The sequence below is a fragment of the Rhizobium sp. Root482 genome (assembly GCF_001426565.1).
Classification (GTDB): Bacteria; Pseudomonadota; Alphaproteobacteria; order Rhizobiales; family Rhizobiaceae; genus Pararhizobium.
This window is the reverse complement of sequence record NZ_LMFA01000026.1, coordinates 382,216-400,904: the sequence shown is the minus strand read 5'-3', so window position 1 is coordinate 400,904 and position 18,689 is coordinate 382,216. Positions and strand designations below refer to the sequence as shown.

General features: G+C 61.0%; 18 protein-coding genes. 7 read left to right on the top strand and 11 right to left on the bottom strand.

Features of this window, described 5'->3' with window-relative positions; translation table 11 throughout:
• The first annotated feature begins 219 nt into the window (after positions 1–219).
• The 4 genes from dctP (at position 220) to ASD31_RS24770 (ending at position 3,593) form a co-directional block, all read left to right on the top strand.
• Positions 220–1,206, top strand: coding sequence for a TRAP transporter substrate-binding protein DctP (dctP, locus tag ASD31_RS24785; RefSeq protein ID WP_056340531.1), 987 nt, complete (start codon positions 220–222; stop codon positions 1,204–1,206).
• A gap of 103 nt (positions 1,207–1,309) precedes the next feature.
• Entirely contained in the window at positions 1,310–1,828 is a 519-nt protein-coding gene (locus tag ASD31_RS24780; protein ID WP_056340529.1) for a TRAP transporter small permease, read from the top strand.
• Positions 1,825–3,126, top strand: coding sequence for a TRAP transporter large permease (locus ASD31_RS24775; RefSeq protein WP_056340526.1), 1,302 nt, complete (start codon positions 1,825–1,827; stop codon positions 3,124–3,126). The genes ASD31_RS24780 and ASD31_RS24775 overlap by 4 nt, the downstream gene beginning before the upstream one ends.
• A 14-nt stretch (positions 3,127–3,140) precedes the next feature.
• Positions 3,141–3,593: a type II 3-dehydroquinate dehydratase gene (locus tag ASD31_RS24770; protein ID WP_056340767.1), complete on the top strand. Its 453-nt coding sequence runs from the start codon at positions 3,141–3,143 to the stop codon at positions 3,591–3,593.
• A 54-nt stretch (positions 3,594–3,647) separates the two neighbouring features.
• Here the strand turns inward: ASD31_RS24770 and ASD31_RS24765 are convergent, their stop codons facing one another.
• From ASD31_RS24765 to ASD31_RS24750, 4 genes are all read right to left on the bottom strand, one after another.
• On the bottom strand, positions 3,648–4,523 hold the full coding sequence (locus ASD31_RS24765; protein ID WP_056340523.1) for a DMT family transporter: 876 nt from the start codon (positions 4,521–4,523) through the stop codon (positions 3,648–3,650).
• Between the two features lie 128 nt (positions 4,524–4,651).
• Positions 4,652–6,193, bottom strand: a complete 1,542-nt coding sequence (locus ASD31_RS24760) for a DHA2 family efflux MFS transporter permease subunit (RefSeq protein WP_056340520.1) — start codon at positions 6,191–6,193, stop codon at positions 4,652–4,654.
• Between the two features lie 8 nt (positions 6,194–6,201).
• A complete protein-coding gene (locus ASD31_RS24755) occupies positions 6,202–7,407 on the bottom strand; it encodes an HlyD family secretion protein (RefSeq protein WP_056340517.1) in 1,206 nt (401 codons plus the stop codon).
• On the bottom strand, positions 7,400–7,861 hold the full coding sequence (locus ASD31_RS24750; protein ID WP_056340514.1) for a MarR family winged helix-turn-helix transcriptional regulator: 462 nt from the start codon (positions 7,859–7,861) through the stop codon (positions 7,400–7,402). The genes ASD31_RS24755 and ASD31_RS24750 overlap by 8 nt, the downstream gene beginning before the upstream one ends.
• 187 nt (positions 7,862–8,048) lie before the next feature.
• On the opposite strand from ASD31_RS24750, the gene ASD31_RS24745 reads away from it, so the two are divergent.
• Positions 8,049–8,618, top strand: coding sequence for an NADPH-dependent FMN reductase (locus ASD31_RS24745; RefSeq protein ID WP_056340764.1), 570 nt, complete (start codon positions 8,049–8,051; stop codon positions 8,616–8,618).
• Between the two features lie 77 nt (positions 8,619–8,695).
• On the opposite strand, the gene ASD31_RS24740 is transcribed toward ASD31_RS24745, so the two are convergent.
• From ASD31_RS24740 to denD, 7 genes are all read right to left on the bottom strand, one after another.
• On the bottom strand, positions 8,696–8,968 hold the full coding sequence (locus tag ASD31_RS24740) for a helix-turn-helix domain-containing protein (protein ID WP_244483952.1): 273 nt from the start codon (positions 8,966–8,968) through the stop codon (positions 8,696–8,698).
• Between the two features lie 82 nt (positions 8,969–9,050).
• Complete coding sequence (locus ASD31_RS24735; RefSeq protein ID WP_056340511.1) at positions 9,051–9,926, bottom strand: glycine betaine ABC transporter substrate-binding protein; 876 nt, start codon at positions 9,924–9,926, stop codon at positions 9,051–9,053.
• 69 nt (positions 9,927–9,995) lie between these two features.
• Positions 9,996–10,880 carry an ABC transporter permease gene (locus ASD31_RS24730; RefSeq protein ID WP_056340507.1) on the bottom strand — a complete coding sequence of 295 codons (885 nt, stop codon included), beginning with the start codon at positions 10,878–10,880 and terminating at the stop codon, positions 9,996–9,998.
• 22 nt (positions 10,881–10,902) lie between these two features.
• Entirely contained in the window at positions 10,903–12,135 is a 1,233-nt protein-coding gene (gene proV / locus ASD31_RS24725) for a glycine betaine/L-proline ABC transporter ATP-binding protein ProV (protein WP_056340505.1), read from the bottom strand.
• A 393-nt stretch (positions 12,136–12,528) separates the two neighbouring features.
• The gene (locus ASD31_RS24720; protein ID WP_413813834.1) at positions 12,529–14,304 is read right to left on the bottom strand and encodes an IlvD/Edd family dehydratase; all 1,776 of its coding nucleotides are present in this window, start codon (positions 14,302–14,304) and stop codon (positions 12,529–12,531) included.
• A gap of 14 nt (positions 14,305–14,318) precedes the next feature.
• The gene (locus ASD31_RS24715; RefSeq protein ID WP_056340499.1) at positions 14,319–15,221 is read right to left on the bottom strand and encodes an NAD(P)-dependent oxidoreductase; all 903 of its coding nucleotides are present in this window, start codon (positions 15,219–15,221) and stop codon (positions 14,319–14,321) included.
• Complete coding sequence (denD, locus tag ASD31_RS24710) at positions 15,218–16,204, bottom strand: D-erythronate dehydrogenase (protein ID WP_056340495.1); 987 nt, start codon at positions 16,202–16,204, stop codon at positions 15,218–15,220. The genes ASD31_RS24715 and denD overlap by 4 nt, the downstream gene beginning before the upstream one ends.
• A 174-nt stretch (positions 16,205–16,378) precedes the next feature.
• Between denD and ASD31_RS24705 the strand changes: the two genes are divergently transcribed.
• Together ASD31_RS24705 and ASD31_RS24700 are read left to right on the top strand one after the other, a co-directional pair.
• Positions 16,379–17,824: an FAD-binding oxidoreductase gene (locus ASD31_RS24705; protein WP_056340492.1), complete on the top strand. Its 1,446-nt coding sequence runs from the start codon at positions 16,379–16,381 to the stop codon at positions 17,822–17,824.
• A 30-nt stretch (positions 17,825–17,854) separates the two neighbouring features.
• A complete protein-coding gene (locus tag ASD31_RS24700; RefSeq protein WP_056340490.1) occupies positions 17,855–18,574 on the top strand; it encodes a FadR/GntR family transcriptional regulator in 720 nt (239 codons plus the stop codon).
• Positions 18,575–18,689 lie beyond the last annotated feature (115 nt).

Below are 18,689 nucleotides of genomic sequence, written 5' to 3'. Positions count from 1 at the left end.
CGAGGTGAATTATATCCGATAAAGAAAAAAATCTATGACAAAAGATATTTGACAGGACATTACAGGCGAGAGAAAGTCAGCGCAGAAAGCACCGATATTCGTTCGTTTGACCTAAACGAACCATTTCGTACAATATTTCGCATGCCGAGTTCCGGGAGGGAAATCGGTCTTTGGAGGAGCGCCGCCGGCAAGTCCGGACGGCTCAGTGGAGGAAATCACATGACGTTGGAACTCACACGGCGATTTTTCTTGGGAGCGACAGTTATCGCCTCGATGACGCTCGGCCTGCCGGCCTTCGCGCAGGACAAACCCACGCTGAAATTCTCGGCGGTGTTCTCCGAGCAGGACATCCGCGCGGAGATGACCAAGTCGTTTGCCGAGGCGATCAAGGACAATTTCACGCTCGAGCCCTATTACGGCGGAACGCTCTTCAAGCAGGGCACGGAACTCGTGGCGCTCCAGCGCGGCAATCTGCAGATGGGCAATATCGCGCCGCAGGATATTTCCAACCAGATCCCGGAATGGTCGGTGCTGACATCGGCCTATCTCTTCCGGGATGCCGCCCATGTGACCGCCTTCTTCGACAGCGAGACCGGCGCTGAATTCAAGAAGATGGCCGAAGACCAGCTCGGCGTGCACATTCTCGGCCCGACCTATTTCGGTGCGCGACAGGTTGGCCTGAAGACGGACAAGAAGATTTCCACGCCGGAAGACATGGCCGGCATCAAGCTGCGCATGCCGGGTGGCGACGCCTGGCAGTTCCTCGGCACGGCACTCGGCGCGAACCCGACGCCGATGGCCTATGCGGAAGTCTATACCGGTCTCCAGACCGGCGCGATCGACGGGCAGGACAATCCGCTTCCGAACGTCAAGAATATGAAGTTCTATGAAGTCATGTCGCAGATCGTGCTGACGTCGCATCTCATCGGCTACGATCTTTTGACGATTTCCAGCAAGGTCTGGAACGAGATGACGCCGGAACAGCAGACGGAATTCCAGGCGGCCGCCGACAAGGCGATGGCCTGGAGCCAGGAACAGCACCTTGCGCAGGAAAAGGCGCTGATGGAGGAATTCAAGGCTGCAGGCCTTGAAATCTACGAGCCGGATCTCGCTGCCTTCCGCAAATACGCGCAGGAAAAGTACCTGGCCTCCGATCTTGCCAAGTCCTGGCCCGAGGGCATTCTCGAAAAGGTTGCCGGCCTTTAATACGGTCCCATGCCCTGCCTTGAGGAACGGCAGGGCATGATCATAAAGCACCTGTCCGACCGCCTAGGCGGCCGGGCGGGCGGTGCGAACAGGGGAGGAATTCATGTCCGGAAAATATAATGCGCTCGGCGAATGGCTGCGAAATCGGGCGGAGAACATTCTTTCCGCCATGCTTTTCGGCATGTTCGCGGTGTTCCTGTTGCAGATTCTTTTCCGGTACGGCCTCAACCTGTCGATCGGCTGGACGCATGAAGTCAGCGTCGCGCTCTGGATCTGGATCGTGCTCTTCGGCTCGGCTTTCGTCGTGCGAGAAAGCGAGGAAATCCGCTTCGATTTCTTCTGGGCCAGTGCCTCCGATCGGTCGCGGCGGGTCATGACCATCATCATGGCTGCCGCCTTGATCGTGGCGTTCGGCGTCTCGCTGCCGGCGGTCATCGATTATGTGAGCTTCATGAAGGTCGAGAAGACGGCCTATCTGAAGATCCGCTTCGACTATCTCTATTCCATCTACGTGGTTTTCGCCGTGGCGATGATCGTGCGCTATATGTGGCTCGGCGTACAATCCATCCGTGGCAAGGCGCCCGATGCCTTCGATCCCACCAAGGCGGGCTCCGGCGTATGAACCTGACCAGCCCTTTCTCGCTCGCCATCGTTGCCATAACGGCGCTGGCGTTTCTCGGCCTGCCCATCGGCCTTTCGATGATGGTCGGCTCCATCCTGTACCTCTTCCTGACCGGCGCGGACATGGGCACGGTCGCCGAGCAGTTTCTGAACGGCATGTATTCGAACTACATCATCCTTGCCGTGCCTCTCTTCGTGCTGGCGGCCGAGTTCATGAATATCGGCTCCATGACCGAGCGGCTGCTGACCTTCTGCAACGTGCTCGTCGGCCGGTTCCGCGGCGGGCTTGCGCAGGTCAACATCGTGCAGAGCATCATTTTTGCCGGCATGTCCGGCTCGGCCATCGCCGATGCGGCCGGCAGCGGCAAGATGATGCAGAACATGATGACCAGGGATGGCCGCTATACGCCGAGCTATGCCGCAGCGCTGACGGCCGTGACGGCCGTGATCGGGCCGATCATCCCGCCGTCGATCCCGATGGTCATCTATGCGCTCGTGTCCGATGCCTCGATCGGCTATCTCTTCCTCGCCGGCATGGTGCCCGGCCTGCTGATGGCCGCTATGCAGATGGTGCAGGTGGCAATCACGGCACGCCGCAAGAACTTCCCCATCGAAGAGCCGGTTCCGCTCCGCGATGTCCCGATGATCACCTGGCGGGCGTTTCCGGCGCTGATGATGCCGGTGGTGCTGCTTGGCTGCATCTATTCGGGCATCACCACGCCGACCGAGGCCGCCGCTCTGGCCGCGGCCTATGCGCTGCTGATTTCCGTTGTCATCTATCGCAGCATTTCGTTCGCCGCCTTCTACGATGCGCTGAAGGCGAGTTCGAAGACGACGGCTTCCATCGGCATGCTGATCGCCGGATCGCTGGTCTTCAACTATGTCGTGACCGTCGAGAACATTCCCGACAGCCTGCGCGTGATCCTGACCAGCTGGGATCTGTCGCCGACCGGCTTCCTGATCCTCGTCAACGTCATCCTGCTCTTGCTCGGCTGCGTGCTCGAGGGCACCGCAATCCTGCTCATCATCGTGCCGGTGTTCATTCCGACCGCCCAGGCGCTCGGCATCGACATGGTGCATTTCGGGGTCATGGTCGTCGTCAACATCATGCTCGGGCTGGTGACCCCACCCTACGGCCTGCTGCTGTTCATCATGACGAACATCTCGGGCGCTCCGGTCAAGGACATCATCCGTGACGCGCTGCCCTTCCTCTTCTGGATGGTCGCCTGCCTTTTCCTCATCACCTTTGTACCCGACATGGTCCTTTGGTTGCCGAGACTGTTCGGATACCAGGGCTGAGAAACGAGAACATGATGACAGACCAAAAGCCGCTCTACATTCTCAATGGTCCGAACCTGAACCGGCTGGGCAAGCGCGAGCCCGAAATCTACGGGCACACCACGCTTTCGGAAATAGAAGGCTGGTGCCGCGAGGCGGCCGGAAAGCGGCCGGTCGAGTTTCGCCAGACCAACAGCGAGGAGCGGCTGATCGAGTGGGTCCACGAGGCCATCGATGAAGGGTCGGCAATCATCATCAATCCCGCCGCTTTCACCTTCACCTCGATTGCGCTGCTCGACGCCCTGAAGATGTTCAAGGGGCCGATCATCGAGTTCCATATTTCGAACGTACACAGGCGCGAGCCGATCTATCATCGTTCCTATGTCTCGATGACGGCAACCTGCGTCATGGCGGGTCTCGGTGCCAGGGGCTATCCGGTCGCGGTCAAGGCGATCGAAATGCTCATTTCAGACAATCAAGCCGGGTGAAGACAGGTCATTGATCGCCCTTTGCCGCCGTTGGTACGATCCATCCGGGCGGACTTAACGACCTTCCTGGATGCCGAGGCGATGTTCTCGCCAGACGGTGAACAGGCCGGCGCCGACAACGATGACAGCGCCGATTGCCATGTTCAACGTCACGGTCTCGTCGAAGAAGATTGTTGCGACGGCGACACTTAATACGAGCTGAAGATAGGTCAGGGGCTGTACCTCCACGGCGCTCAGCAATCCGTAAGCCTTGATCAGCAGATAGTGGCTAAGTGCTCCGCAGACGCACAAGGCTGCCATGGCCGGCCAGTCGCTGGCGGCAATGGGCATCCAGTAGAATGGTCCGATCAATGTGATGGCCACGGCCCCTGCCACACCGGCGTAGAGAACGCTGGTCACGGCGGAATCCTGGCGGCTGACGGCCCGCGTGGCGATGCCGTAAAGCGCGTACATAAGCGCTGCGGCAAGCGGAAGCAGAAGCCGGGAGTCGAATTGAACATTGACGGGATTGAGAATGATGAGAACGCCGATGAGGCCGACGACAACGGCAAGGCCACGCCTCCAGCCAACCTTCTCGCCGAGAAGGGGGACGGACAGGATGGTGACGATCAGTGGCGTTGCCTGAAGGATTGCCTGGCTCATGGCCAAACCCGCCGTCGTGAAGGCGAAAATGACGACGACAACTTCGGTTACCAGAAGAACGCCGCGCAAGATTTGCAGCACCGGCTGCCTTGTGACGATCGCGCGCTTCAGCCCGCCCGGTGATACCGCAGCCAACGCGATCACGAAAACCGCGAAGGCCCAAAAGCGGATCATGGTGACAACGATCGGCGGATATTTCTCGCCAAGCAACGTGGAAAATCCGTCCTGACCGGCGAAAATCGTGACGGCCGACAGCACGTATATAAAGCCCAGAGTCTTGTTTTTCATGGAAGTCCAAACCGTTGGCCGCGAGCGGGCAGGGAGCCGTGGCTATTCAGGAAGCATCAAGACCATCAGCCCGTCGATAAATCGCCGGCGATGTCTCTCTCGCGCTTTTCGTATGTCGTGCAGGCCGCTCATTCCATCACCACACTATGGTCGATTGCCGGCGGTGCTTTCGGTTTGCGCAGAAGAAGGACCAAGGGCATCACCGCAAGGGACATGAGCATCAGGAGCTTGAAGTCATCCATATAGGCGATGATCGTCGCCTGCAATGTGACGATGCTGTCGAGCGAGGCGCGTCCCACGGCTGTCATCGGGTCGAGCCCGGCTGCTGCCGGCGTCTGGAAGACATGGTTGAACGGCGTCACATAGCTGGCGATCGCCTCGTGGTTGGCCTGGGTATTTTCCACGAGCAGGGCCGCGACGACGGCGATGCCGACACTGGAACCTACGTTGCGGGACAGATTGTAGAGCCCGGTGCCGTCGCCGCGCATTTCCGCCGGCAGGGTGGCAAACGCAACCGTGGTCAGCGGCACAAACAGGAAGCCGAGACCTGCGCCCTGAATGAAGCCGACAGATACGATCGTCCACTGCGAAACGTCCGGCGTCCAGCCCGTCATGTCGTACATTGCCCAGGCGGTAATCGCGAGGCCGGTAAAGAGCAGGATGCGCGTATCGACCTTGCCGATCAGCCGCCCGACCAAGAACATGCAAACCATGGTACCGAGGCCCCGCGGCCCCATGACGATGCCCGCCGTGATGACCGGATAGCCCATCAGCGACTGGAGATAGGGTGTCATCAGCGCCAGCGACGCCAGATAGGTGACGCCGATAACGAAGATGAAGAGCATGCTCACGGAGAAATTCTGGTCGAGGAACAGGCGCGGATTGATGAAGGATTTTTCGGTTGTCAGGGTGTGGATCACCAGCAGGTAGAAAGCGCTGGCGCAGACGATCGCCTCGATGAGGATCTCGCCCGACGAAAACCAGTCGAGCTGTCCGCCGCGATCGAGGAAAAGCTGCAGCGAGGCGATGCCCAGGCTGAGCATGCCGAAACCGAACCAATCGAGTTTCGCCTGGGCGTCGATCTTCGTTTCCCTGACGAAGACGCTGATGCCCATGAGGGCCAGGGCCCCGATGGGGACGTTGATGTAGAAGACCCAGCGCCAGCTTAAATTCTCCGTCAGCCAACCGCCGATGACCGGGCCGAGCACCGGCCCCACCATGACCGAGACGCCGAACAAGGCCATCGCCGAGCCGCGTTCCTCGATCGTGTAGATATCGAGCAGGATACCTTGCGACAGCGGCACCAGTGCCGCGCCGAACAGGCCCTGCAATAGCCGGAAGCCGACGATCTGCGTCAGTGATTGTGCAAGGCCGCAAAGAACCGACGCAACCACGAAGCCGATGATCGCCACCATGAGGACGCGCTTGCGGCCGAACTTCTGGGAGAGAAATCCGGATGGCGGCGTCATGATCGCCGCCGCCACGATATAGGAGGTCAGGACCCAATTGATCTGGTCGGCGCTCGCCGCGACGCTGCCCTGGATATAGGGAAGCGCGACATTGGCGATCGTCGTATCCAATGCCTGCATGATGACGGCAAGGATGATGCAGGCGGTGATCGCGCCGCGATTGGCAACCGGCGTCGTGGCCGCGGACGAGATGCTGCTCATGATGGCGGCTACTCGTGCGCCTGAGCAGCAGAATGACCGAGAAGGCTGCCGATCATATCCGGCAAGCCGCGGGCATGGCCGGTATCCACGGCGACGAGCGTGCTCATGCCGACCCGAAGCGGCGGCTTTCCGTCGATATCATCGATCGTCACGCGCATGGGAATGCGCTGCACCACCTTCACCCAGTTGCCCGACGTGTTCTGTGCCGGAAGCAAGGCGAAGCTGGCGCCCGACGCGGGGCTGATGCTTGCCACCTTGCCCTTCCATTCAACGCCCGGATAGGTGTCGACGGTTATGGTGACCGGCTGGCCGGGCTCCACATAGGTAAGCTCCGTCTCCTTCGGATTGGCGGCAATCCACATATTCCTGGTGGAAACCAGCGAAAACGCCTGCTGCGCCTCATCGAGATAACTGCCGACCTGCAGGGCGTTGACATTGGTGACAACCCCATCGAAAGGCGCCCGAACCGTCGTATTGTCCAGCTGGCGCTGGCTATCGTCCACAGCCGATTTGGCCTCCAGGTAGAGCGGGTTCTTCTCGACCGGCTGATCGGCATCGCCGCCGAGCTGGGCCAACGTGGTTGCCGCTTGGGCTTTGGCAACCGAAACCTTCTGCTTTGCCGCATCCAGATTATGCTTGGCCTCGTCATAGGTCGCGTGCGATGCGGCCGCGTTCGACATCAGCGCTTGCTGCCGCTCGAAGACGGTCTGGTAGTAGGGGACATCCGCTTCGACCTGAGCGATCTGGGCAAGCGTCTGCTTGTAGCTCGCCTTGAGGTTCATCAGTTGATTGCGTGCGGCGGCCAATTTGGCCTGTGCACCGTTGAGCGCGATATGGAACGGTTCCTGCTTCAGCCGGAACAGCACCTGTCCCGCCTTCACCTCTTCGTTCTCACGAACCTCGATCGAGGCGACGATGCCGGCGACATCGGTTGATACGCCGACCATGTCCGCCTGCAGATAGGCATTGTCCGTTTCCATGACCTGGCCGCCGGTGACGTAATAGTAACCGCCGGCCAGGAGCGCGATCGGCAGCAGAGCGAAAAGGATCGGCCGCTTCAGATTGCGCCGCCGCTTGACGATCCCGATAGCTGGCCCAGGGTCCGCAGCAGCGGGGACGGGGTTGATTCTTGCCTCGGACGTGGCCGCCTCGGATGTCTCCAGGGCGGTGACATTGGCGTTTGCAGAAATACGAAGAGGGGATGTGTCAGCCATTTTGCGTTTCTTTATCGGCCGGCGCGCGGCAGGCCTGCAGGAGATTGGATTTCATCAGTTCGAGAATGGCGACGAGCCGCTCGCGGTCGTCGTCGGAAATACCATCCAGCGCCTCGCTGCGGGTTGCGTCGCCGATGGCGCGCATGTCCGAAAGCAGCCCGCGGGCGAGATCGGTCGTGTAGAGCAGCGAAATGCGCCGGTCGGTCTTGTGTCGTCTGCGTTCGATGAAGCCACGCTCTACAAGTTTGTCGAGAACGCGCATCAGCGTGATGGGCTCTATTTCCAGCATCTCGGCAAGGCCGCTTTGATGAAGGCCTTCATTGCGGGCAAGATAAACGATCGTCTGCCATTGCGAGCGGGTCAGGCCCATATGCTTTGCCCGTTGTTCGAAGCGCTTGCGCAGCACGCGCGCAACGTCGTGGATCAGAAATCCGAGATTTGGGGCAAGATTCATGGAAGAGCACAATCTTATATGCATGCATAAGATAAGCATCCATATTTTGTTTTTTGCAGTCGCGCAATGAGCTTCTGCGGAAACTCGGCCGGCCCATCGTCGAGACGTTATCGTCGGACCGAGCAGTTGCTGGCGGCGGCAAAAGCTGCCGGATATAGGTCTGGTCCAGAAAGGTATGGTGATTCGAATGACAGGAAAACTGAACGTTATTATCGGCAGCACCCGCCCGGGCAGGGCTGGCCCGGCCGTCGCCGAATGGGCTTTTCGGCAGGCGAAGTCGCATGGGACTTTCGAGGCTGAACTCGTGGATCTCGCCGAGTTTAACCTGCCGCTGCTTGACGAGCCCAAGCATCCGCGGCTGCGGCAGTACGAGCACGGGCATACGAAGCGGTGGAGCGAGAGTGTCGGCGCTGCCGATGCGTTTCTTTTCGTCACGCCGGAATACGACTATTTCACTTCGGCCGCACTGGTGAATGCCATCCAGTATCTGTCCGTCGAGTGGGCTTACAAGCCCGCGGCGGTTGTCAGCTATGGCGGTGTTTCGGGTGGGTTGCGGGCTGCTCAGGAGTTGCGGCAATTGCTCGGAAACGTGAATGTCATGGCCATACCGCAAACGGTTCCACTGCCGTTCTTTTCCAAGTTCCTGAGCGAAGGAAAGGATTTTTCTCCGGAGCCCGCGTCCTTTGAAGGTCTCAAGCTTGCGCTTGACGAGCTTTCGAAGTGGAGCGGCGCGCTAAAGCCGCTTCGGGCTTCTTGAGGCGCTTGCATTCTCCGGTGCCTTGCTTGGCGGCCATCGATTGCCGCCAAGCAAGGAAACGCCGTCAAATACAGGCTTTATCCTGCTCCACGGGGACCTTTGCCCTGTCCGTCGATAAGCCATGCGATGTTAATCTGGAGAACGCGCGCCAGCATGTCGAGGCGGTTGGCGCGGGGTTCCGATCGGTCGTTCTCCCAGTTGTTCCAGGTTTCGGGCGTTACCCCGACCACGCTTGAGACCTGCTCGACTGTCATGCTGATTGCATCGCGCGCCAGCGAAATGCGCCCGGCAATCGTATCTTCTCGGATTTCTGTGGCCGCCAGCGGCATGAGGGTGTCATTGGTGTACATATCGGGACATTCTTTCTGTTCAGAAAAAAGTGCTTCGCGGTCACGCCCGCGAAGCATGGATCGGGCGCATATGCCCGCGCGCTCAGCCTTCCTCGGCGTCGAGCCAGGCCTTGATCTGATCCGGATGGTCGGCGATGTACGCATCGACGGCCTTTTCGTAGGACGTTTCCTGTGCATCGAACATCGCCGCCTCGAGGTCTGCGATCGGCAGCTTCATGCGCGACAGGAAGCCGGCGACCTCCGGATTGTCTTCTTCGAACCCCTTGCGGGCCACGACATCCACATGCTCAGCTTCGCCCAGCGAGGTCCAGGGATCGGCGATGTAGCGAAGCTCGTATTTGCCGAACATCCAGTGCGGGCTCCAGGAGGTGGCGACGAACCATTCCTTCTTGCGGATTGCCCGGTCGACCATCGTCAGCATGCCGGCCTCGCTGGAAATCTGCAGCTTGTACCCGTCAAGATCGTAGTCCTTGACGGCTTTCTCGGACAGGCGCGTCAGACCGGCACCTGGATCGATGCCTTCGATCCGCCCTTTCAGCTTCTCCTTCACGTCGTCCTTCTTGAGGTCCTCGATGGAGGAGATCGCGTCCTCGGGCACGTATTTCGGAACGACCCAGCCAAGCTTGGCGCCATCATAGACGGTGCCGAGCGTCGTCACCTTGTCCTTGACCTTGGCGTAATAATCCGCGTGCGTTTCCGGCAGCCAGGCCATCATCATCGCATCCAGGTCTCCCCGGCTTACCCCCTGGTATAGCGGGGCGACATCGGTCTGGATCAGTTCGACCTCCTGGCCAAGTTCGTCCTTGATGAGCTTGGCGGCAAGTTTGGTCACGAATTCCGCATCGGACCAGGCGGCCCAGCCGATCCTTACCGGCTGCTTATCCTGCGCCAGTGCGGCGCTGAACCCCGCGGTGAGAATACCGGCCGCAAGGCCCATCGTAGCGAGTGTCTTGAACATATCTGCTCCTTTTTTGAAGGTTCGCATTCGACGGCGCGGACGCCGCCATCTTTCGTGCCGCGTGCGGGATCAGGCCGCGGCGGCAGGGGTTGCCTGTGGTTGCGCTGCGCCGCGCAACAGAGTGCGCCAGATGCCGGCGCGCTCCTTTCCAAGGCTCTGCGTGATCCGGTCGAGGATCACGGCAAGGATGACGACGGCAATGCCGCCTTCGAAACCGGTGCCGACATCAAGGCGCTGGATGCCGGTCAGCACGGTGTTGCCGATGCCGCCCGCGCCGATCATCGAGGCGATGACCACCATGGATAGCGACAGCATGATTGTCTGGTTCACGCCGGCCATGATCGAGGGAATGGCGTTGGGCAACTGCACCTTGAAGAGAAGTTGCGCGGCGGTGCAGCCGAAGGCATTGCCGGCCTCGACGAACTCCACATGCACTTGCCGGATGCCCAGATTGGTCAGCCGAACCACGGGAGGCATGGAGAAGATGACCGTGGCGATCGTTCCCGGCACGGCGCCGAGCCCGAAGAACATGGCTGCCGGGATCAGGTAGACGAAAGCCGGCATGGTTTGCATGAGGTCGAGTACCGGTCGAACGATCGCCGCCACGCGGTTGCTGCGCGCCATGGCAATGCCGAGCGGCAGGCCGATCAGCATTGCGACCAGCGTCGAGGCGATCACCAGCGAAAGTGTCTCCATCATTGCAGACCAGAGGCTCATGTGATCGACCAGCCACAGCGACAGGCCGGTAAACACGGCAAAGCCGATGCCGACCCGCCAGAGCGACAGAAGCACGAAGAGCGCAAGGCCGAGCAGGAAGGGCGTCGCCAGAAGCACGCCCTGGATTCCGTTCGTCACGGTGCCGATCGCCAGGGCGATCGCGTCCAGCAGCGGTGCGAAGTTGTCGAGGATGTAATTGACGGCGCTGTCGACGCCGTCACCGATATCGAAAGTCATGAAATATCTCCAGGCCGGCCGGTCAGGCCGTGCGGTCGAGCGTTTCGAGAAGCGCGGATTTGCTGATGGAGCCGAGATAGTGGTTATCGTCATCGACAACCGGCACCGGCCAGGCACTGGAGGCCACCCTGCCCAATACACTGGAAAGGCTTTCCGAAGCCCGGATCGGTTCGATATCCGTCAAGAATGCAGACCGGTAGGGATCGCCCGCGCCATTGCCGGCGGCTTCGATCAGCGACGTGCGGCTGACCACGCCATGATAGGTCTTGTCACGGCCGAGAATGATCGCGATGTCACGGTCGAAATGCTGCATCCGCTCCAGCGCCGCCGCAGCGGACACGCCCTGACGCTCGATGATGGTCACCTGCGTCTTGCGCGCCACATCCCCCGCCCGGAAGATCTGCGAGACATCCACATTGCGAAAGAAGGAGCGGACATAGTCGCTGGCGGGCTTGAGGACGATTTCGTCCGGCGTGCCGACCTGGACGACTTGCCCGTTCTGCATGATGCAGATGCGGTCGCCGATCCGCATGGCCTCGTCGAGATCATGGCTGACGAAGACGATCGTGCGGCTATGCTCGGCTTGCAGGCGCATCAACTCGTCCTGCATCTCCGTGCGGATGAGAGGATCGAGCGCCGAAAAGGCCTCGTCCATCAGGAGCACCGACGGCTCGCTGGCAAGCGCGCGGGCAAGCCCGACGCGCTGTTTCATGCCGCCGGAAAGCTCGTCCGTCCGGCTGTCGCCATAGGCTTCGAGGCCGACGGCCTTCAGGGCTGCGTGGGCACGCCGCAGATGCTCGGCTTCTCCGACACCTGCCACTTCGAGGCCAAAGGCGGCATTGCCAAGGACGGTCCGGTTGGGCAAAAGGGCAAAGGACTGGAAGACCATGCTGACCTCGTGGCGCCGCAGCGCGATCAGTTCGCGGCGCGGCATCCGCGTCACGTCCCGACCGTCCATCTCGATCGTTCCGAAGGTGGGCTCTATCAGCCGGTTCAGCAGCCGAAGCATGGTGGATTTGCCGGAGCCTGAAAGGCCCATGATCACGAAAATCTCGCCGGCGCGAATGTCGAAACTGGCGTTGTTGACCCCTATGGAGCAACCCGTCGACGCATGGATTTCCGCTTTGGTCTTGCCGGCCTTGAGGAGGGCGAGGGCCTTTTCGGGGCGTTCGCCGAAAATCTTGAAAACGTTCCTGATACTGATCTTGACCTGTGGATCGATCTCCGTGAGGCCGCTCTCAGTTGTACATGCCATATTGTATTGGCCCGGCTCCGGAAGCGGGGCTCTCTCCTTCGTATATTTCTGGGGCTGATGAACATCAGCGGGGGTGGGATACGCGCGCAGCAAATGGCTTCGCAAACACGACAGCGCGTCGCAATATGGATACCTTTTGACACATTGATGCCAAAATGTCCACGTGGAAGGTAAAAAATTCTAGGAAAGTCGAATTACCGGACTGAAATCGAAATCGTTTTCGTGCTGCCGTGGCATGATAAAAGGACGGCAATCGGAGCCACTACATTCTTCACTCGGCAGCAGATCTCAGCTGGGTAACGGCTGGACTGAGCAGGCCAACCGTTACCAAAATCAAACGAATGGGTGTCCACGCTTTGCCGCGATTGACCTGTAGTCAGCGCAGCCATTTCCTCAATGGTTGTGCCGCGGTGGCGTCCTTGTGGCGATCTGGTGGAAGTCGGCGGCGCTTTCGATCACCGCACCATCGGAAAGCTGCGTTACCGTCTGCCGATAGATGCGCTGCCAGGGCGTTGCGTCTGCCGGGACGGGTGGAATTCCGTCTGCCTTGCGCCGCTCGATCTCGCCGGGCTCGACCAGCATGTCGCAGCGTCCCTGGTTTAAATCGATGCGGATGATGTCGCCGGTCCTCACCCAGGCCAGGCCGCCGCCGGCAGCGCTTTCCGGTGAGGCGTTGAGGATCGACGGACTGTCGGCCGTGCCGGACTGTCGGCCGTCGCCGATGGTCGGCAGGCTCATGATGCCCTGCTTGAGCAGGTGATCCGGCGGCTGCATGTTGACGACTTCCGCCGAGCCAGGCCAGCCGAGCGGTCCGGCGCCGCGGATGACGAGAACTGTGTTTTCGTCAATGCCGAGCGCCGGGTCGTTGATCCGCCGATGATAGTCTTCCGAGCCGTCGAATACGACAGCCTTGCCCTCGAACACCCCTTCACGGCCGGGATGCTGGAGATAGCGCTCGCGAAAGCCCTGCGAGATGACACTCGTTTTCATGATGGCGAAATCGAAGAGATTGCCCTTCAACACCAGGAAGCCCGCCTTATCCTTGAGTGGCTGCCCATAGGGGAAGATGACTTCGCGGTCGGTGGCTTCGCGGTTTTCCAGGTTTTCCGCCATGGTCCTGCCGGTGACGCTGTGGCAGGAGCCGTCGAGCTTGCCGGCCTGCAGTAGTTCCCACATGATGGCCGGCGTACCGCCGGCGCGGTGATAGCGTTCGCCGAGGAACTGGCCCGCCGGCTGGACATTGGCGAGCAGCGGAATATCGAAGCCGTGCACCTGCCAGTCGTCCGGATAAAGAGCGACGCCGGCGTGCTTTGCCATGGCTGCGAGGTGCGGCTGGGCATTGGTCGAGCCGCCGATCGCCGAATTGACGCGGATGGCATTGAGGAAGGCTTCACGGGTCATGATGTCGGAGGGTTTGAGGTCCTCCCAGACCAATTCGACGGCGCGCTTTCCAGTGCGGTATGCCATCTGGCCGCGTTCGCGATAGGCGGCCGGGATGGCGCCGCAGCCGGTAAGCGACATGCCGAGCGCTTCGGCAAGCGCGTTCATCGTCGAGGCGGTTCCCATCGTATTGCAATGGCCGACGGAGGGGGCGGAATCGAGCGCAGCCTGCAAGAACTCCTCGCGATCGATCTCGCCGGCCGCGAATTTGCGGCGCATGCGCCAGATCACCGTGCCGGAGCCGGCGAGGTCGCCCTCATGCCAGCCATCGAGCATCGGCCCGCCGGAAAGGACGATCGCCGGGATATCGACGGTCGAGGCAGCCATCAGCGCCGACGGTGTCGTCTTGTCGCAGCCAGTGGTGAGAACCACGCCATCGAGCGGATAGCCGTAGAGCACCTCGACGAGGCCGAGATAGGCGAGGTTGCGATCCAGGGCAGCCGTCGGGCGCTTGCAATTCTCGAACAGCGGGTGGGTCGGAAATTCGATCGGAATGCCGCCGGCATCGCGGATGCCGTCGCGCACGCGATTGACCAGTTCCACATGCACCCGGTTGCAAGGGGTGAGGTCGCTGCCGCTTTGGGCGATGCCGATGATCGGTCGGCCGGAGCGCAACTCCTCTGGCGTGATGCCGTAGTTCATGAAGCGTTCGAGATAAAGCGCCGTCATGTCGATATGGTCCGGATTATCGAACCAGTCCTGGGACCGAAGGCGGCGTTTGGTGATCATGTCAGCGCTCATGGCTATGCCTGATGTTTTGAATTGCGATTTTCGAGATGCAGCAGAAGGCCGCTATGGTCCTTCTCGCCGCCGCCCTCTTGGACGAAGTCATGGAATTCCTGTCGCACCTGATGGGTCAATGGCAAGGTCAGCGAAAGCTCCTTTGCCATTGCCATCACCGCGTCCAAATCCTTGAGCTGGTTGGCCGAAGTGCCACCCGGCATGAAGTCGCGATCGACCATTCGCGAACCATGAAGTTCGAGGATGCGGCTTTCGGCAAAGCCGCCACGGATGGCGTCGCGGAAGGCAGCGCGGGAAGCGCCGCCCGCTTCCGCGAGGATCATCGCTTCGGCGACAGCGCCGATGGTGACGGCGACGATCTGCTGATTGGCCAGTTTGCAGATCTGGCCGGCACCGCTCGGGCCGACATAGGTGACGCGACCGAGTGCGGCAAAGACCTCGGCGAGGGCCTCGACGTCGGCCGCATCGCCCCCCGCCATGATGGCGAGCGTGCCGGCATTTGCCCCGGCCGTGCCGCCAGAGACCGGAGCATCCAGGCTGCGGATGCCGCGTTCGCCGAGTTTTTGCGCATTCTGTCGGGCAATCGGGGGGGCAACCGAGCTGCAATCGACGAGGATCGCGTCCTTGGACATGGCCTCGGCCACCCCGTTATCGAAGAGAATTTCGGCGACCGCGGCCCCGTTCGTCAGCATGGTAAAGACGATGTCCGCTCCGGCAACGGCCTCGGCGGGCGACTGTGCCTGCGTTGCGCCATCTTCGGTGAGCGCCGCCGCCTTGGCCGGGTCCCTGTTCCACACGGTAACGGGAAATCCCGCTTTCAGCAGGCGGCGCACCATCGGAGCGCCCATCAATCCCGTGCCGAGGAACGCGATTGCTTTCTTGTCCCCCCTGTTCGCCGTGGTCATGGCAACTTGCCTTCCAGTTCGTCATCGATATGGGCACGGATGATCTCGTCGAAGGATGTTTCGGCGGTGAAGCCGAGTTCCGTCGCCCGCTTGGCTTCAAAGCCCGGTGCCCAGCCTGCGACCATCTTCATGATCATCTCGTCCGGTTCGCGGCGAATCAGTGCCACGGCCTTGTCGCCGGCGACGCGGCGTAGCGCCTCGATCTGCTCGCCAACCGTGGCGCTGAGGCCCGGCATCGAAAGGTTGCGCCGCGGGCCGACCTTGTCAAGATCGATCGTCGCGCCATGGATCAGGAAGCCGACGGCGGAGCGCGGCGATGTATGCCAGTGGCGCACGTCGTCGGAAACCGGAAGCACTGCCTCCTGTCCAACCAGCGGCTCGCGCAGGATGTTGGAGAAGAATCCCGAGGCCGCCTTGTTGGGCTTGCCGGGGCGGATGCAGATGGTCGGCAGCCGGATGCCGATACCGTCGAAAAAGCCGCGGCGGCTGTAGTCCGAAAGCAGCAATTCGCAGATCGCCTTCTGCGTGCCGTAGCTGGTCAGCGGGGTGAGGTGGAATTCATCCGGGATCGGGAAAGGCAGAGGGGCGCCGACGACGGCGATCGAGGAGGTGAAGACGACGCGCGGCTTGTATCCGTCGGCGTTGTGGGCGAGACGGATTGCGTCGAACAGATAGCGGGTGCCGTCGAGATTGATGCTGTAGCCCTTGTCGAAATCCAGTTCCGCCTCGCCGGAAACGATGGCGGCCAGATGGAAGATCGCGTCCGGCCGCGTGGCGATCAGCTTTTCAGCCTCGCCCGGTGCCGACAGGTCGCTTTCGCGCGCATCAACCACGCCGGAAAAGCCGGCCGGGGCGTCCGGCTTGACGATATCGACCAGGGTCAACTTGTCGACGGGCTTGCCGCCGAGGGTCCTGTCCGCGACCAGCCGCTGGGTGAGCTTGCGACCGACCATGCCCGCCGCGCCGATGATCAGAATGTGCATGTCGTGAAATCTCCTGACAAAAATCGCTGCGGGCCCGAAGCCGCCCTCGCATAACCAAAATCGAGCTTGTAAGGTTGTCTGATAACTTTATATGGTCGTCTTGAAAACTGTTATTTCGGGGTGGCTCGAAAAACCCGGCCTGGGTTGTCGACTGCACGATGGAAGGCTTGAGACATGATGGCAGACAATGGCGCATCTTTGGCCGAGTGGCGCTTGAAACTGCGCGGCGCGCTCGGGGACGATATCGTTCTGAGTGAAGCGGGCGAGATGGCGCCGTATTGCCGCGACTGGCACGGCGATGTCACGAGCCAGGCGGTCGCGGTCTTGAGGCCACGCTCCACGGAGCAGGTGGCCGAAGCGGTCAGGCTTTGCAGGCAACTGGGCCTTTCGATCGTGCCCCAGGGCGGCAATACCGGCCTTGTGCTGGCAGCTACACCGGATGCGGAGCAGAACCAGGTGGTGCTCAGCCTCGAGCGGATGAATAAAATCCGCCAGATCGACGCCGACGATTTTTCCGCCGTGGTCGAGGCGGGCTGTATTCTTTCCGAACTCAAGGACGCCGTTGCCGGGAAGGGCATGTTCTTCCCGCTCGCGCTGGGCGCGCAGGGAAGCTGCCGCATCGGCGGCAATGTCTCCACCAATGCCGGGGGTATCAATGTGCTGCGCTACGGCATGACCCGCGAACTGATCTTCGGGCTGGAAGTGGTGCTTCCGGATGGCAGTATTTTCGACGGGCTATCGACCCTGCGCAAGGACAATCGCGGTATTGATCTCAAGCAGTTGTTCATCGGTGCCGAGGGAACGCTCGGTGTCATCACCGCCGTATCGGTCAAGCTCACCCCCTATCCGGATCAGGTAGCGACCGCCCTTCTCGGCCTTGCCTCGCTCGATGACGCCATCAGGCTTTTTCGCCGGGCACGCCGGGACTGTTGCGACCTTCTGTCTGCCTTCGAATTCATGCCGCCGCTTGCCCTCACATTGGCCAAGGAGGCGATGCCCGACCTGCCCATTCCCATCGCCGCGGATTATCCAGCCTATGTGCTGATGGAGATTTCCGGCTCGGGGCTTGTCGATATCGATGATCTGATGGCGCGTTTCCTGGAGATCGTCATGGAAGAGGGGCTGGTCGTCGATGGAACGATCGCCGCGTCGCAGACGCAGGCTCGCAATCTCTGGCTTATCCGCGAGGGGATGAACGAAGGCCAGGCCAAGCGCGGCATGCATCTGCGGACCGATGTCTCGGTCAAGCTCTCGCAGCTTGCCGATTTCGTCGGCGATGCCGAAAAGGCCGTCGAGGCGGCCGTGCCGGGTGCCATCTGCGTTTCCTATGGTCATGTCGGCGATGGGAATGTCCATCTTAATGTGCTGCCTGCGGCGGGCACGACCCCGCAACGGCGCGCCGAGCAGATCTACACGGCGAAGACCGCGATCAATGAGGTCCTCGATCGCTATCAGGGAAGCATCAGCGCCGAACATGGTATCGGCCGCCTGAAGCGGGCCGATTTCGAGGCGAGGTTGTCGCCCGTGCGGCGCCAGTTGCTGACCGCCGTGAAGCGCGCCATCGATCCGGACCTGGTGATGAACCCCGGCTGCCAATTGAATTTTCCGCTGAACTCATAGATGTAGAAACAAGCTCAGGGGAGGGCGGACATGTCGGTTGCGGATTTCAGTCAAATCAGGCGGAGCGAGCATCTGCCGGCGCGCATCGCCACGCAGATCGGCCGGGAAATTACCGAGGGCCGGATCGCGCCCGGCGAGAAGCTTCCAACGGAGCATCTGCTGGCCAAGACCTTCGGCGTCAGCCGCTCCGTCATCCGCGAGGCGATCGCCCAATTGCGTAACGAGGGTCTTGTCGAGACACGCCAGGGTGTCGGCGCCTTTGCCACGGAAAGCGAGCGGCGCCAGTCGCTTCGCATCGAGCAGGGCGACCTGACGGACCGCGACACCTTCCGCAACCTCTACCAGTTGCGCATGCCGCTCGAGATCGAGGCGGCGGGCCTTGCCGCTCTCCATCATACCGCCCAGGACATGACCCGCCTCGACGAGGCCCTGGCCCAGATGACCGGTGCCGAGAAATGGACCGAGCATGGCATTGTTGCAGACCTCGCCTTCCATCGCGCCCTCGCCGCCGGCACGCAGAACGAATATTTCCTGCTGTTCATCGGCTTCATCGCCGAGCGTATCAGTCTTGCCATCAATGCCGCGCGGGCCAAGGCGGTGCTCGAGGAAATCGTCGAAGTCACGATTGCCGAGCATGTCGCCATCCGGGATGCCGTCGCCAGCCGCGACCCTGCCGGAGCGCGGGAAGCGATGCGGCGTCACCTGACGCAGGCTGCAAGGCGGCTGGACCTGACGCTTGAGAGTTTCTGAACGGCAGAACTCCGGGCGCCCGCTCAAGAGTTTTCCACATCACGGCGCTGCGGCTAGACAGGCGTCAAAAGTCATATTAGAAACCGTTGTTGTCAGACATCCTGACAATCAAGCG

What these genes read in the sequence shown, in the direction of transcription:
- ASD31_RS24770 (WP_056340767.1), top strand. Translation starts at nt 3,141, where the DNA reads ATGACAGACCAAAAGCCGCTCTACATTCTCAATGGTCCGAACCTGAAC.
- ASD31_RS24730 (WP_056340507.1), bottom strand. Translation starts at nt 10,880, where the DNA reads ATGACTTTCGATATCGGTGACGGCGTCGACAGCGCCGTCAATTACATC.
- ASD31_RS24720 (WP_413813834.1), bottom strand. Translation starts at nt 14,304, where the DNA reads ATGATCACCAAACGCCGCCTTCGGTCCCAGGACTGGTTCGATAATCCG.
- ASD31_RS24750 (WP_056340514.1), bottom strand. Translation starts at nt 7,861, where the DNA reads ATGAATCTTGCCCCAAATCTCGGATTTCTGATCCACGACGTTGCGCGC.
- ASD31_RS24780 (WP_056340529.1), top strand. Translation starts at nt 1,310, where the DNA reads ATGTCCGGAAAATATAATGCGCTCGGCGAATGGCTGCGAAATCGGGCG.
- denD (WP_056340495.1), bottom strand. Translation starts at nt 16,204, where the DNA reads ATGCACATTCTGATCATCGGCGCGGCGGGCATGGTCGGTCGCAAGCTC.
- ASD31_RS24755 (WP_056340517.1), bottom strand. Translation starts at nt 7,407, where the DNA reads ATGGCTGACACATCCCCTCTTCGTATTTCTGCAAACGCCAATGTCACC.
- proV (WP_056340505.1), bottom strand. Translation starts at nt 12,135, where the DNA reads ATGGCATGTACAACTGAGAGCGGCCTCACGGAGATCGATCCACAGGTC.
- ASD31_RS24735 (WP_056340511.1), bottom strand. Translation starts at nt 9,926, where the DNA reads ATGTTCAAGACACTCGCTACGATGGGCCTTGCGGCCGGTATTCTCACC.
- ASD31_RS24715 (WP_056340499.1), bottom strand. Translation starts at nt 15,221, where the DNA reads ATGACCACGGCGAACAGGGGGGACAAGAAAGCAATCGCGTTCCTCGGC.
- ASD31_RS24765 (WP_056340523.1), bottom strand. Translation starts at nt 4,523, where the DNA reads ATGAAAAACAAGACTCTGGGCTTTATATACGTGCTGTCGGCCGTCACG.
- ASD31_RS24700 (WP_056340490.1), top strand. Translation starts at nt 17,855, where the DNA reads ATGTCGGTTGCGGATTTCAGTCAAATCAGGCGGAGCGAGCATCTGCCG.
- ASD31_RS24745 (WP_056340764.1), top strand. Translation starts at nt 8,049, where the DNA reads ATGACAGGAAAACTGAACGTTATTATCGGCAGCACCCGCCCGGGCAGG.
- ASD31_RS24760 (WP_056340520.1), bottom strand. Translation starts at nt 6,193, where the DNA reads ATGAGCAGCATCTCGTCCGCGGCCACGACGCCGGTTGCCAATCGCGGC.
- dctP (WP_056340531.1), top strand. Translation starts at nt 220, where the DNA reads ATGACGTTGGAACTCACACGGCGATTTTTCTTGGGAGCGACAGTTATC.
- ASD31_RS24705 (WP_056340492.1), top strand. Translation starts at nt 16,379, where the DNA reads ATGATGGCAGACAATGGCGCATCTTTGGCCGAGTGGCGCTTGAAACTG.
- ASD31_RS24740 (WP_244483952.1), bottom strand. Translation starts at nt 8,968, where the DNA reads ATGTACACCAATGACACCCTCATGCCGCTGGCGGCCACAGAAATCCGA.
- ASD31_RS24775 (WP_056340526.1), top strand. Translation starts at nt 1,825, where the DNA reads ATGAACCTGACCAGCCCTTTCTCGCTCGCCATCGTTGCCATAACGGCG.